The organism is Streptomyces sp. NBC_00258 (assembly GCF_036182465.1).
In the GTDB taxonomy this organism is placed as follows: Bacteria; Actinomycetota; Actinomycetes; order Streptomycetales; family Streptomycetaceae; genus Streptomyces.
The window spans coordinates 8,689,362-8,703,746 of sequence record NZ_CP108081.1; the positions used below are offsets into that span (position 1 = coordinate 8,689,362).

The 14,385-nt window shown below is 69.0% G+C and carries 10 protein-coding genes; 4 read left to right on the forward strand and 6 right to left on the reverse strand.

Features of this window, described 5'->3' with window-relative positions:
- The first annotated feature begins 179 nt into the window (after positions 1–179).
- Entirely contained in the window at positions 180–1,766 is a 1,587-nt protein-coding gene (locus tag OG718_RS38755; RefSeq protein ID WP_143637822.1) for a Na+/H+ antiporter, read from the forward strand.
- Positions 1,767–1,923: 157 nt separating this feature from the next.
- Here the strand turns inward: OG718_RS38755 and OG718_RS38760 are convergent, their stop codons facing one another.
- A complete protein-coding gene (locus OG718_RS38760) occupies positions 1,924–3,045 on the reverse strand; it encodes a mechanosensitive ion channel family protein (protein WP_143637820.1) in 1,122 nt (373 codons plus the stop codon).
- Between the two features lie 180 nt (positions 3,046–3,225).
- Between OG718_RS38760 and OG718_RS38765 the strand changes: the two genes are divergently transcribed.
- Complete coding sequence (locus OG718_RS38765) at positions 3,226–3,795, forward strand: dienelactone hydrolase family protein (RefSeq protein WP_306940494.1); 570 nt, start codon at positions 3,226–3,228, stop codon at positions 3,793–3,795.
- A gap of 62 nt (positions 3,796–3,857) precedes the next feature.
- On the opposite strand, the gene OG718_RS38770 is transcribed toward OG718_RS38765, so the two are convergent.
- The 4 genes from OG718_RS38770 to OG718_RS38785 all read right to left on the reverse strand — a co-directional run bounded on the left by OG718_RS38770 (position 3,858) and on the right by OG718_RS38785 (position 8,583).
- On the reverse strand, positions 3,858–5,516 hold the full coding sequence (locus OG718_RS38770; protein ID WP_328846391.1) for an alkaline phosphatase D family protein: 1,659 nt from the start codon (positions 5,514–5,516) through the stop codon (positions 3,858–3,860).
- Positions 5,517–5,655: 139 nt separating this feature from the next.
- Positions 5,656–6,456 carry a DsbA family protein gene (locus OG718_RS38775; protein ID WP_143637814.1) on the reverse strand — a complete coding sequence of 267 codons (801 nt, stop codon included), beginning with the start codon at positions 6,454–6,456 and terminating at the stop codon, positions 5,656–5,658.
- A gap of 46 nt (positions 6,457–6,502) precedes the next feature.
- Complete coding sequence (locus tag OG718_RS38780) at positions 6,503–7,186, reverse strand: hypothetical protein (RefSeq protein ID WP_143637812.1); 684 nt, start codon at positions 7,184–7,186, stop codon at positions 6,503–6,505.
- A gap of 68 nt (positions 7,187–7,254) precedes the next feature.
- Positions 7,255–8,583, reverse strand: a complete 1,329-nt coding sequence (locus OG718_RS38785; protein WP_143637801.1) for a DUF2252 domain-containing protein — start codon at positions 8,581–8,583, stop codon at positions 7,255–7,257.
- A 248-nt stretch (positions 8,584–8,831) separates the two neighbouring features.
- Here OG718_RS38785 and dnaE point away from each other — a divergent pair, with 248 nt between their 5' ends.
- Entirely contained in the window at positions 8,832–12,371 is a 3,540-nt protein-coding gene (dnaE, locus tag OG718_RS38790) for a DNA polymerase III subunit alpha (RefSeq protein WP_143637798.1), read from the forward strand.
- A 126-nt stretch (positions 12,372–12,497) separates the two neighbouring features.
- Here the strand turns inward: dnaE and OG718_RS38795 are convergent, their stop codons facing one another.
- The gene (locus tag OG718_RS38795) at positions 12,498–12,677 is read right to left on the reverse strand and encodes a hypothetical protein (protein WP_143637796.1); all 180 of its coding nucleotides are present in this window, start codon (positions 12,675–12,677) and stop codon (positions 12,498–12,500) included.
- Positions 12,678–12,901: 224 nt separating this feature from the next.
- On the opposite strand from OG718_RS38795, the gene OG718_RS38800 reads away from it, so the two are divergent.
- Complete coding sequence (locus OG718_RS38800; RefSeq protein WP_143637794.1) at positions 12,902–14,128, forward strand: NYN domain-containing protein; 1,227 nt, start codon at positions 12,902–12,904, stop codon at positions 14,126–14,128.
- The last annotated feature ends 257 nt before the right edge of the window (positions 14,129–14,385 follow it).

Sequence of the window (14,385 nt, forward strand, 5' to 3'; positions counted from 1 at the left end):
GGCTGCGGGGCGGTGGGGGTTGGCCGCGCCGTTCCCCGCGCCCCTAAAGACTGCGCAGTTCCCCGCTTCCCTTAAAGGGGCGCGTCTGTTGCTCGGCGTTTGAAATGACGGGCGGGTTCAGTGGCACGCTTGGGGTCTGGCCTGTCTTGATCGTCTAGACCCAGTCCGGAGTGCTGACCGTGGATCAGTTGGCCCTGTTGTTCGTGATGTTGCTCGGGGCTGTGCTGAGCGTCCCGCTGGGGGACCGCCTCGGGCTTCCCTCCCCAGTGCTGATGACGCTGCTCGGAATCGTGCTGGCAGTCCTCGACTTCGTACCGAATGTGGACATCCCGCCCGAGCTGATCCTGCCCGCGCTGCTTCCACCGCTGCTGTACGCCGCCGTACGACGTACCTCCTGGCGGCAGTTCACGGCCAACAAACGGCCGATCTTCCTGCTCGCCGTGGCCCTGGTGTTCGTCACCACCGCCGTGGTGGCCGTGGTCGCCCACGCGATCGTGCCCGGGCTGCCGATCGCCGCCGCCGTGGCACTCGGCGCGCTGGTGGCGCCGCCCGACCCGGTCGCGGCGACCGCCGTCGCGGGCAAGCTCGGGCTGCCGCGCCGGCTGGTGTCGATCCTGGAGGGCGAGGGGCTGTTCAACGACGTGACGGCCATCGTGCTGTACCACGTCGCCATCGCCGCCGCCGTCAGCGGCACCTTCTCGCTGCCGAGCGCCGCGCTCGACTTCCTGCTGTCCGCCGTCGTCGCCGTGGCGATGGGTTTCGGGCTCGGGTGGGGCACGAACCGGCTGATGGACTACCTCGGGGACCCGACGCTGCAGATCGGGCTGACGCTGCTCGTGCCGTACGCCTCGTACGTGCTGGCCGAGGAGCTGCACGGGTCCGGGGTGCTTGCGGTGCTCACCACGGCGTTGTTCCTGGCGGAGTACGCGAACGACGCCGACGACGTGATGACGCGGCTCGCCGGGCACACGTTCTGGGACATCGTCGACACGTTGGTCACCGGGGTGGCGTTCGGGCTCATCGGGCTCGAGTTGCACAACGCGATCAGGACGGCGTCCGGGCGGTGGGGGGAGATGCTCGGCTGGGCCGCCGCGATCGTGGGGGTCGTCGTGTTCGTACGACTGGCGTATCTGCTGCCCGCGACCTGGCTGACGAAGCGGTTGCACGCGAAGCGGGACCACGACGAGGACATTCCGACGAGCTGGCGGGAGACCGTCGTCATGTGGTGGGCCGGGATGCGGGGAGTGGCCTCCGTCGCCCTCGCGCTGGCCATTCCGCTGGAGACGGACAGCGGGGCGCCGTTTCCCAATCGGGACGAGATGGTGTTCATCGCGTTCGGCGTGATCATGGCGACGCTTGTGGTGCAGGGGCTGAGTCTGCCGTGGCTGGTCCGGAAGCTGGATGTGCGGGCCGACACGGATCGGGAGCAGGAGTTCGAGAAGGCGCTCGCCCTGCGGGCGGCCAAGGCGGCGAAGCGGCGGCTGCGGGAGATCGAGGAGGTCGAGGAGCTGCCGGACGAGCTGTCCGAGCAGTTGTTGCGGCGGGCGTTCGACATCGGGTTCCGGATCAGTCCCGACATGGGGGAGGACGAGCGGCGGGAGGGGCACGAGCATCGGGTGCGGCGGATCAAGCGGGTTCGGCGGATTCAGGGGGAGATGTTGTCCGCGGCTCGGCATGAGGTGTTGGCTGCGCGGAGTGAGGCCGGGGCCGATCCTGAGGTGGTGGATCGGGTGTTGCGGCATCTGGATGTGCGGAGTCTTCGGTGATCTTTTGGGGTTTTCCCGCCCGCTCCGCCCGTTTCAACCTTGCTTACAAGGTGGGGTTTCTTGTGGGGGCTCGTGTTCGTAGGCGGGTGTGCGTTCGTTGTGGCTGAGCGCGCCGTTCCCCGCGCCCCTTTGGGGCGCCCTCGTGAAGCCTGTTGGTTCAGCCCCGGCCCGTCCTCGGTGGTTCCACCGCTCGGCCCCGTGTTGTTCTCTGGGGGCGGCCGTCGTTGCCGTTCGGGTGGGTGCCCGGGGGGAGGATCGCGTCGGCCGTGTTGACTCGGGGCAGGGCGTAGGGGTGGTGGGCGGTCAGCCAGCGGACCATCTGTTCGCGGACGGTGACGCGGACCGTCCAGATGTCGTCCGCGTCCTTCGCGGTGACCAGGGCGCGCACCTCGATGGTGCTGGGGGTGGCGTCAGTGACGGCGAGGCCGTAGTCGCGGCCGTCCCAGGCGGGGCACTCGCGGAGGATATCGCGGAGCTTGTCGCGCATCTCCTCGACGGGCGCGCTGTGGTCCACGTGGAAGAAGACCGTGCCGGTCATCTGCACGCCGCCGCGGGACCAGTTCTCGAACGGCTGGGACGTGAAGTACGACACCGGCATGGTGATCCGGCGCTCGTCCCAGGTGCGGACGGTCAGGAAGGTCAGGGTGATCTCGTCGACCGTGCCCCATTCGCCGTCCACCACGACCGTGTCGCCGATGCGCACCATGTCGCCGAAGGCGATCTGCAGCCCGGCGAACATGTTGCTGAGCGTGGACTGCGCGGCCACACCGGCGACGATGCCGAGGATGCCGGCCGAGGCGAGCAGTGAGGCGCCGGCGGCGCGCATCGCGGGGAACGTCAGCAGCATCGCGGCGACCGCGACCACACCGACGATCGCCGACACCACACGCTGGATCAGCGTCACCTGCGTACGGACGCGGCGGACCCGGGCCGGATCGCGGTGGGCGTTGGCGTAGCGGGAGTAGGAGGAGTCGACGATCGCCGTCGCGATGCGGACCACCAGCCAGGCCGTGGAGCCGATGAGGACAAGCGTCAGGATCTGGCCGATCGAGGCGGAGTGTTCGACGGCGATCTCGGCCTGGTCGTAGGACCCTCTCAGCAGCGCCGTGCACATCACTACCTGCAGTGGCAGGCGGCAGCGGCGCAGCAGGCCCCACAGAGGGACCCCCTGGTGGCGTTGGTCGGCGCGCTTCAGCAGCAGGTCGGCGATCCAGCCGACCAGCAGCGTCAGTATGAGCGAGCCGCCGACGACGATCAGCGGGCGCAGCACGTTCTCCATGCCCTCGACCGTAACCGGCTCGGGACCGTCATGAACATGTGGCCTCGGCCCCATCGCCCGCAGGGCGCTGTTCGCCCCTGTCTCGGCGGCCCGAACCCAAGCCCGAGCCCGAGCCCGCGTCCGGCGGCCCGGTCCGGCCCAGCCCCGGGCATTGTCGGTCGCGGCTGGCACCATGGCCTTATGAACATCATGCTCTTCCATTCGACCTACGGGCTGCGGCCCGCGGTGCGTGACGCGGCGGACCGGCTGCGCGCGGCGGGACACGAGGTGTGGACGCCCGATCTCTTCGACGGGCGCACCTTCGAGACCGTCGAGGAGGGCAGGGCCTTCAAGGACGAGCTCGGCAGGGAGGAGCTGCTGAAGCGCGCGGTCATGGCCGCGGCTCCGTACTCGGACCGGGGGATCGTGTACGCCGGGTTCTCGCTCGGCGCGGCGACCGCCCAGACCCTGGCGCTCGGCGACAGCAAGGCCCGCGGGCTGCTGCTCCTGCACGGCACGTCCGACATCGCGCCGAACGCCTCGGTGGACGATCTGCCGGTCCAGCTGCATGTCGCGGAGCCGGACGCCTTCGAGCCCGACGACTGGCTGAGCGCCTGGTATCTCCAGATGGGGAGGGCGGGCGCCGACGTGGAGATCTACAGATACGCGGGGGCCGGGCACCTCTACACCGACCCCGGTCTGCCGGACTACGACAAGGAGGCCGCCGAGGCCACCTGGCAGGTGGCGCTCGGCTTCCTCGACAGCCTGTAGCGCGGCAGCCTGTAGCGCGGCTGTGGTCCGGCGGCGACGGACTCCGTCCCGTCGGTGCCGGATCAGATCGGGGCGTACACCCGCTCCACCTTCTGCGTGCCGCTGCGCGTGCGGTACGAACGGGCCCAGGACGCCGTCGCGTTCGCGGAGGTGCGGTCGGACAGCACGTAGTAGTCCATCTGCGCCCGCTCGGCGGTGAGATCCAGGACGCCGTAGCCGTGGCGGTCGGTGTCGACCCAGTGGACGTGCCGGTTGGCGGCCCGGATCAGCGGCGAGGCGAGGGCGGAGACCGTGCCCTCCGGGACCTTGACGAGGTCGTCGAGGTTGTCGGAGGTCACCGACGTGACGACGAACTCGGTGGCGGCGGACGCCGACAGCGGATACGTACCGGCGTTGTACGGCACGTCGTTGGCCCAGGCCATGTGGATGTCGCCGGTGAGGAAGACCGTGTTGCGGATCGCGTTGTCCCGCAGGTGTGTGAGGAGTTCGCGGCGGTCGTCGGTGTAGCCGTCCCACTGGTCGGTGTTGAGGGCCAGGCCCTCCTTGGGCAGGCCGAGCAGCTCGGCGAGCGGTTTCAGGAGTTCGGCGGAGAGCGAGCCGAGGGCGAACGGCGCGATCATGACGGAGTTGCCGACCAGCCGCCAGCTGGTGTCGGAGGACTTCAGACCCGCCTTGAGCCAGTCGAGCTGGGCCCGGCCGGTGAGCGTACGGTTCGGGTCGTCCACCGAGCCGTTGCCGACCTTCACCTGCTGCGAGCGGTACGAGCGCAGGTCGAGCAGCGAGAGGTCGGCCAGCCTGCCGAAGCGCAGCCGCCGGTAGGTGGTCCCCGCGATCGCGGGCCGCACCGGCATCCACTCGAAGTAGGCCTGCTTGGCGGCCGACTGACGGGCGGACCAGGCGCCCTCCGCGCCCTCGGTGTGGTTCTCGGCACCGCCCGACCAGGTGTCGTTGGCGAACTCGTGGTCGTCCCAGATCGCGATGACGGGGGCGGCCGCGTGCAGGGCCTGAAGGTCCGGGTCGGTCTTGTAACGGCCGTGCCGGGTGCGGTAGTCGGCGAGGCCGACTATCTCGTGCGTGGGGGCGTGCGGGCGTACGACGGTGTCACGCGTCCCGTACTCGCCGGTGCCGTACTCGTAGATGTAGTCGCCCAGATGCAGCCAGGCGTCCAGGTCGCCGCGCGCGGCCAGGTGCCGGTAGGCGGAGAAGTAGCCGGCCTCCCAGTTGGCGCAGGACACCACTCCGAAGCGCATGCCGGCCACGGCCGCGTCATGGGCCGGGGCGGTGCGGGTGCGGGCGGCAGGCGAGTCGGTGCCGCCGCTGGAGAAGCGGAACCAGTAGGCCGTGGCGGGCCTCAGACCGCGGATGTCGGCCTTGACGGTGTGGTCGGAGGCGGCGGTCGCGGTGGTGGAGCCCTTCGCGACGACGTTCGTGAACGCCTTGTCCGTGGCCACCGTCCAGCCGACCTCGACGTCGGGGCCGAGCCCGGAACCGGGTGTCGCCGCGGGTGTGGGCGTCACCCGGGTCCACAGCAGGACGCCGTCCGGCAGCGGGTCTCCGGAAGCGACGCCGTGCAGGAAGGCGGGGGCCTCGGCGGCGCGGGCCGGCAGCGCGGCGGCGAGCGGGGCTCCGAGCACGGCGGTGGCCGCGGCCGCCTTGACCACCGTACGGCGGCGCGGGGCGGGGGAGTTGGGGCTGGAGGGGGATCTGAGTCGACTGGTCACGGCCGATCAGATTACTGACGGGTAGCGCTTTCGGTAAGGCAGAAGACGCGAAGGGCGGGCGAACTCGGAAGAGTTCGCCCGCCCTTATGCCGCGCGTTACTTGCGCTACTCGGTCTACGCCCTGCTTGCGCTGCCCGCGTTACTTGGTGACGCCCGCGTCCTTGAGTGACTTCTCCCAGTCGGCGACGGTGCTCGGGTTCTTGATCACCTTGTCGTTGATCTTGATGGTCGGCGTCGAGTCGACGCCCTTGGCGTCGTCGAAGGTCTTGCTCATCTTCATCGCCCAGGCGTCGTAGGTGCCCTTCTCGACGGCGTCCTGGAACTTCTTGTTGTCCTTGAGCGCGTCCACCGTGTCCGCCACCTTGATCAGGTAGCTGTCCTTGGAGAACTCGTCCTTCGTCTCCTCGGGGTGGTACTTCGTCGAGTACAGCGCGGTCTTGTACTCCAGGAACGCGTCGGTGCTCACGTTCAGCGCGGCGCCGAGCGCGCTCAGCGCGTTCTTCGAGCCGTCGCCGCCGAGGTTGCCGTCGAGGAACGTGCCGAGGGTGAAGGACAGCTTGTAGTCGCCGTCCGTCATGCCCTTGTTGACGGTCTCGCCGACGGTCTGCTCGAAGGAGGCGCAGGCCGGGCAGCGCGCGTCCTCGTAGAGGTGGACCGTGTTCTTGGTCTTGGAGTCGCCGACCACGACGGTCGTGCCGTTCGTGCCGCTGGTGTTGCCGGGGGCGACGACCTTCGCGTCGGCGGCGGCGTCCCACTTCGAGGGCTCGTTGTTCTGTACGACGGCGTAGCCGATGCCGCCGGCTATCGCGAGGACCGCGACGATCGAACCGGCGACGATGACCTGCCGCCTGGCTTTGTCGCGCTTGGCCTGGCGCTCGCGCTCGACGCGCAGCCGCTCACGGGCCGCCGACTTCGAGGCCTGGCTGTTCCGCTTGCTCATGATGGTGTTCTCCGTGGTGATGGCAGGTGTGCGGGGACTGGTGTGCTCAGGCGAATACGGCCGAGCACGGCGGTCCACGCCGTCCCAGGGAGTGCACGAAGAGACGCGTACGCGTGGCGGCGACCCGGCGCGTGGGGCGCGGCAGCCGGCGTACGGGAGTGAAGTGGACGGTCACCGCGGCGACCGCGATCAGCAGGGGCCGGAAGGTGGCCGCGGCCACCGCGTCCAGGAGCTGGGCCAGGGCCCGCTCGCCGCGCCGCAGCCAGGCGGCCGCGAGCAGCCCCACACCGATGTGCGCGCCGAGCAGCAGCCAGGCGGCGGCCGGGTCGGCGTTCGCGAGCAGGGCCGCCGCGGGCTGGGTTTCGCCGCCCGTGACCCGGGCCAGCGGGGTGCCGACCTCGCCGCCGCACAGCACGTCGAAACCGACCGAGCGCAGCGGGCCCGCGACCGGGCCGCCCGCCTTGCCGTAACAGGCGTGCTGGCCGGCGGTGAACAGCGTGTCGGCGGCCAGCTCCAGCGGGATCAGCAGGGCGGCGATCCGCCCGAAGCCGCGCTCACGGCCCGCCAGCGCGTACGCGACGACGAAGACGGCACCCGCGATCACGGCCACGGTGGTCAGCGGCAGAGGGACCTGGGACAGCAGGACGTGCGACGCGGTGCTGAGCGTCACGACGAGTGCCGTGAAGAGCGCCGCGCGCACGGCTCTGAGCTGGGTCCCGGATATGTCCATGGCGGAGGAGAGTGTCCCACGTACTCCTGTAAGAGGTCCCTAAAGGGTTCCTGTGCGTTGTGCGATGCCTACAGACCCGGAATCCGGCCGTTACGGAAAAGGTCCACGAAGATCTGGTGGTCGGCACGCGCCCGTGCGCCGTACTCATGCGCGAAGTCGACAAGGAGGTCGCCGAAGCTGTCCTCGTCGCCCGCGATCGCCGCGTCGATGGCGCGCTCCGTGGAGAACGGCACCAGCTCCGAGTGGCCGCTCTCGTCGTCCGCCGCCGCGTGCATGGTGGCGGTGGACCGGCCGAGGTCCGCGACGACCGCCGCGATCTCCTCCGGGTCGTCGATGTCGCCCCAGTCCAGGTCCACCGCGTACGGCGAGACCTCGGCGACGAGCTGGCCCGCGCCGTCCAGCTCGGTCCAGCCCAGCCACGGGTCGGCGTGCGCCTGGAGGGCGCGCTGCGAGATCACCGTGCGGTGGCCCTCGTGCTGGAAGTACTCACGGATCGAGGAGTCCGTGACGTGCCGGGAGACGGCCGGGGTCTGGGCCTGCTTGATGTAGATCACCACATCGTTCTCCAGGGCGTCGGTGGCGCCCTCCAGAAGGATGTTGTACGAGGGCAGCCCCGCCGAGCCGATGCCGATGCCGCGGCGGCCCACGACGTCCTTCACGCGGTACGAGTCCGGGCGGGACAGGGACGCTTCCGGCAGCGTCTCCAGATAGCCGTCGAACGCCGCGAGCACCTTGTAGCGCGTGGCCGCGTCCAGCTCGATGGAGCCGCCGCCCGGCGCGAAGCGGCGCTCGAAGTCGCGGATCTCGGTCATCGAGTCGAGCAGCCCGAAGCGGGTCAGCGAGCGCGCGTCACGCAGGGCGTCCAGGAGCGGGCCCTGTGCGGTGTCCAGCGTGAAGGGGGGCACCTCGTCGCTCTTGGCGCCCGTCGCGAGGGCGTGGATCCGCTCGCGGTAGGCGGCCGCGTACGTCCGGACGAGGTCGGTGATCTGCTCGTCACTCAGCGCCTTCGCGTAGCCGATCAGGGCCACGGAGGCCGCGAGGCGCTTGAGGTCCCAGGTGAAGGGGCCGACATACGCCTCGTCGAAGTCGTTCACGTTGAAGATCAGGCGCCCCTGGGCGTCCATGTACGTGCCGAAGTTCTCCGCGTGCAGGTCGCCGTGGATCCACACGCGCGAGGTGCGCTCGTCCAGGTACGGTCCGCCCCGCTTCTCCTGCTCCAGGTCCTGGTAGAAGAGGCCGGCCGTGCCGCGGTAGAAGGCGAACGCGGAGGCCGCCATCTTCCGGAACTTCACGCGGAACGCGGCCGGGTCCGCGGCCAGCAGTTCGCCGAAGGCGGTGTCGAATACGGCGAGGATCTGTTCGCCGCGTTGCTCGGCGCTGAGCTGCGGAACCGACATCGCTGGGTGCCTCCTGGTGCAGGTGGTGCATGACAAGTGGGACGGAATGTGCCGTCCGCCGGAGCGGATGCCTCCGTCGTCTTCCAACGGACGAAGGTACGCGGGAGTGCCCGTTCTCCCCTCACGAAGGTACGGGGGAGACCGCTCCGAGTGTCAGTGCTCCGGCATAGACTTCGACGCTGTCCCCCGGACTGTGCGCAGCCTGTTGGGGAGCTTGTCGACGCCAGTTCTTCTTGGAGGCCGAAGCCGTGTCAAAGCCGCCGTTCACGCACCTGCACGTCCACACCCAGTACTCGCTGCTGGACGGTGCCGCGCGGCTGAAGGACATGTTCAACGCCTGCAACGAGATGGGCATGACCCATATCGCGATGTCGGACCACGGCAATCTGCACGGGGCGTACGACTTCTTCCACTCGGCCAAGAAGGCGGGCGTCACGCCGATCATCGGCATCGAGGCGTACGTCGCCCCCGAGTCGCGACGCAACAAGCGGAAGATCAAGTGGGGTCAGCCGCATCAGAAGCGGGACGACGTCTCCGGCTCCGGTGGTTACACGCACAAGACGATCTGGGCGGCCGACAAGACGGGCCTCCACAACCTGTTCCGGCTGTCCTCGGACGCGTATGCCGAGGGCTGGCTGCAGAAGTGGCCGCGGATGGACAAGGAGACCATTTCCCAGTGGTCCGAGGGGCTGATCGCTTCCACCGGGTGTCCTTCCGGTGAGCTGCAGACCCGCTTGCGCCTGGGCCAGTTCGACGAGGCGGTGAAGGCGGCCTCCGAATACCAGGACATCTTCGGCAAGGACCGGTACTTCCTGGAGCTGATGGACCACGGCATCGAGATCGAGAGCCGGGTCCGTGACGACCTGCTGCGGGTGGGCAAGAAGCTCGGCATCCCGCCGCTGGTGACCAACGACTCGCACTACACGTACGCGCACGAGGCGACCGCGCACGACGCGCTGCTGTGCATCCAGACCGGCAAGAACCTCTCCGATCCGGACCGCTTCCGGTTCGACGGGACCGGTTACTACCTGAAGTCGACGGACGAGATGTACGCCGTCGACTCCTCGGAGGCGTGGCAGGAGGGGTGTGCGAACACTCTCCTGGTGGCCGAACAGATCGACACGACGGGCATGTTCGAGGCGAAGAACCTCATGCCCAAGTTCGACATCCCCGACGGCTTCACCGAGGTCACCTGGTTCCAGGAGGAGGTGCGCCGCGGCATGGCGCGCCGCTTCCCCGGCGGCGTCCCCGACGACCGCCAGAAGCAGGCCGAGTACGAGATGGACGTCATCATCCAGATGGGGTTCCCGGGGTACTTCCTCGTCGTCGCCGACTTCATCATGTGGGCCAAGAAGCAGGGCATCGCGGTCGGCCCCGGCCGTGGTTCCGCGGCCGGTTCGATCGTGTCGTACGCCATGGGCATCACCGACCTCGACCCGATCCCGCACGGTCTGATCTTCGAGCGGTTCCTGAACCCCGAGCGCGTCTCCATGCCCGACGTCGACATCGACTTCGACGAGCGCAGGCGCGTCGAAGTGATCAGGTACGTGACGGAGAAGTACGGCGCCGACAAGGTCGCCATGATCGGCACGTACGGCAAGATCAAGGCGAAGAACGCCATCAAGGACTCCGCGCGGGTGCTCGGCTACCCGTACGCGATGGGCGACCGGCTCACCAAGGCCATGCCCGCCGACGTCCTCGGCAAGGGCATCGACCTGAACGGCATCACCGACCCCTCACACCCGCGCTACGGCGAGGCCGGCGAGATCCGGGGGATGTACGAGAACGAGCCGGACGTGAAGAAGGTCATCGACACCGCGAAGGGTGTCGAGGGCCTGGTCCGGCAGATGGGTGTGCACGCGGCCGGCGTGATCATGTCCAGCGAGCCCATCGTCGACCACGCCCCGGTCTGGGTGCGGCACACCGACAACGTCACGATCACACAGTGGGACTACCCGCAGTGCGAGTCGCTCGGCCTGCTCAAGATGGACTTCCTGGGCCTGCGCAACCTCACGATCATGGACGACGCCATCAAGATGGTGAAGGCCAACAAGGGCATCGACCTGGAGATGCTCGCCCTCCCGCTGGACGACCCCAAGACCTTCGAACTGCTCTGCCGCGGTGACACGCTCGGCGTCTTCCAGTTCGACGGCGGCCCGATGCGCTCGCTGCTCCGCCAGATGCAGCCCGACAACTTCGAGGACATCTCCGCCGTCTCGGCCCTCTACCGGCCGGGCCCGATGGGCATGAACTCGCACATCAACTACGCGGAGCGCAAGAACAAGCGCCAGGAGATCACACCGATCCACAAGGAGCTGGAGGAGCCGCTCGAAGAGGTCCTGGCGGTCACCTACGGCCTGATCGTCTATCAGGAGCAGGTCCAGAAGGCCGCCCAGATCATCGCCGGCTACTCGCTCGGCGAGGCCGACATCCTCCGTCGCGTGATGGGCAAGAAGAAGCCCGAGGAACTGGCGAAGAACTTCGTCCTCTACCAGGCGGGCGCCCGGAAGAACGGCTACAGCGACGAGGCGATCCAGGCCCTGTGGGACGTGCTGGTCCCCTTCGCCGGATACGCGTTCAACAAGGCCCACTCGGCCGCGTACGGACTGGTCTCGTACTGGACCGGCTATCTGAAGGCGAACTACCCGGCCGAGTACATGGCCGCGCTGCTCACCTCGGTCAAGGACGACAAGGACAAGTCGGCGGTCTATCTCAACGAGTGCAGGCGCATGAAGATCAAGGTGCTGCCGCCGAACGTCAACGAGTCCGAGCAGAACTTCGCCGCGCAGGGCGACGACGTGATCCTCTTCGGCCTCTCGGCGGTGCGCAACGTCGGTACGAACGTCGTCGAGTCGATCATCCGCAGCCGCAAGGCCAAGGGGAAGTACGGCTCGTTCCCCGACTATCTCGACAAGGTCGAGGCGGCCGCCTGCAACAAGCGCACCACGGAATCGCTCATCAAGGCCGGCGCCTTCGACACGATGGGGCACACCCGCAAGGGCCTCACCGCGCACTTCGAGCCGATGATCGACAACGTGGTCGCGGTCAAGCGCAAGGAGGCCGAGGGCCAGTTCGACCTCTTCGGCGGCATGGGCGAGGACGACAACAGTGAGCCCGGCTTCGGGCTCGACGTCGAGTTCACCACCGACGAGTGGGACAAGGCCTACCTGCTCGCCCAGGAGCGGGAGATGCTCGGCCTGTACGTCTCCGACCACCCGCTCTTCGGCCTGGAGCACGTGCTGTCCGACAAGGCCGACGCGGGCATCAACCAGCTCACCGGCGGCGAGCACGGGGACGGCGCGGTCGTCACCATCGGCGGGATCATCTCCGGTCTGCAGCGCAAGATGACCAAGCAGGGCAACGCCTGGGCCATCGCCACCGTCGAGGACCTCGCGGGCTCGATCGAGTGCATGTTCTTCCCGGCGACCTATCAGCTGGTGTCGACCCAACTGGTCGAGGACGCGGTGGTGTTCGTCAAGGGACGCCTCGACAAGCGCGAGGACGTGCCCCGGCTCGTCGCGATGGAACTCCAGGTCCCGGACCTGTCGAACGCGGGCACCAACGCACCCGTGATCCTCACCATCCCGGCGCTGAAGGTCACCCCGCCGATGATCAGCAGGCTCGGCGAGATCCTCAGCCATCACAAGGGCGAGAGCGAGGTGCGGATCAGGCTCCAGGGCCCGAGCAAGACCACGGTGCTGCGGCTCGACCGGCACCGGGTGAAGCCGGACCCCGCGCTCTTCGGTGACTTGAAAGTGCTGCTGGGGCCGTCCTGCCTGGCGGGCTGAACCGATGGCCGACGTTCGAGGCGGCCTGAACCGATAGCCGAGGTACGAGAGGGGCGCATCCGTCGCGGATGCGCCCCTCGTCGTGTGCGTGGGCTTCAGCAGCCCTCAACAGGCCTCGTGCGGGCCTCAGTTGTGGCCGAAGCGCTTCTGGTGCTTGCGGGCGACATCGGCGGGGCTGCCCTGGGCCTGCGACATCGGCGACTGCTGCGCCTCCGCCGAGGACCGGTCGGCCTGCTCCTGCGCGCGCTCGGCCTGCGAGGAGCGGTCCTGCTGCCCGCCCTGCTTGCGGTTCTTGTTCTTGGCCATGGTGATCTGCCTCCTACGGGGGTTCTCGGGGCCAGGGCCGGGACCAGACTCACATAGCGCGACAACAAGCGCATTTCGGAGAATTACCGTGCGTAATAAGCCCTGTCGGTGAGTGATCCACCGATCCGCCACGCCGAAGATCGAGTTCCGGCCGTTAACCTCCGCAGGGTCGGGCAGACTCGAAGGAAGCCCGAAGCAAACCTCCCGGAAAGAGGGTGGATCGCGTGGACCGCTGCATTGTCCTGGTGGACGCCGGGTACCTGCTCGGGGCTGCTGCCAGTCTCCTCGCCGGGGATTCCTCCCGCTCCCGGATCACCGTCGACCACGCCGCCCTCATCCAGGGCCTGCGCGAGCGCGCCGAGTCCGACACGGAACGGCCCCTGTTGCGCATCTACTGGTTCGACGGCGCCCCCGACCGCGTACCGCAGCCCGAGCACCGCAGACTGCGGGTGATGCCGCGGGTCACGGTGCGCCTGGGCGCGCTGACCCGCAGCGACGGGCGGTGGGCGCAGAAGGGCGTGGACGCCGCCATGCACGCCGAGCTCACGGAGCTGGCGCGCAACCGGGCCTGCTCCGACGTCGTGCTCGTCACCGGGGACGGGGATCTGCTGCCCGGCATGATGGCCGCGAAGGAGCACGGGGTGGCCGTGCACCTGTGGGCCGTGCAGGCTGCCGACGGCGACTACAACCAGTCCGAGGACCTCGTCGCCGAGGCCGACGAGCGGCGCGTGCTCGACCGTATCTGGATCACCAAGGCCGTACGGGCCAAGGATCTCGGCGGGGTCTGCGCGCCGCCGCCCGTTCCGCGGCCCGAGATCGCCGCGATCCTCTCCGCGCCGTTGCCCGAGTCCGCGCTGTCCTCCGCGGGTGAGCGGCCCTCGCGGGATGCCGAGCACGCGCAGGCCGCGCCCAGCGAGAACGGCACGGAGGAGAGGGCACCGGCCGCCAAGGGGGGCGTTCCGACGCCGAAGGATCTGGCCGCGTTGCGTGCGCCGGGGGCGCATCCGCATCCGCAGGCGCAGCCTGCCAACGCGACGCTTCGGTGGTCCTCCGACAAGGGGTGGGTCGACCGGCCCGGTACCGCCGCGGAGTCCGCGGAGGCCGCGCTGCTGCCTACGCTCGCGCAGCTCACCTCGGCCGAGCAGCGGTGGGCCGATCGTGAGGAGGACATCACGACGGTGGGTGGGGATCCGTACGAGGTCGGGCAGGTGTTTGCCCGGCGGTGGATGGGGCGGTTGTCGGACCAGGCCCAGTTGCAGAAGCTGTCGACGATGTATCCGCGGGTGCCGCATCGCATCGACGGGGAGTTGTTGCGGTATGCGGCCCGGTTCGGGCTGCTCGCACACAAGGACGATCAGATCGATGAGCATGATCGGTATGCGATTCGGGCGGGGTTCTGGCGGGAGATCGATGTGCGGACCGCGGCGGAGCATGCTCCCGCGGGGGAGTAGGGGGTTCGCTGAGGTTGGCTTGCCGCCGGCCTGAGGGTGTGTGTTGTCCGCGGCTGGGTGGGGGCTTGTCGCGCAGTTCCCCGCGCCCCTGAAGAACGGGTGATCCAGCGTCGTCGACCGCGGGTCCGTGGGGGCTTGTCGCGCAGTTCCCCGCGCCCCTGGAGGGGCGTGAACCGGCGTCGTCGACCGCGGGTTCGCGGGGGTTGAGCGCGCGGTTTCCCGCGCCCCTGACGGGGCGTGAAGCGGCGTTGTCGGCT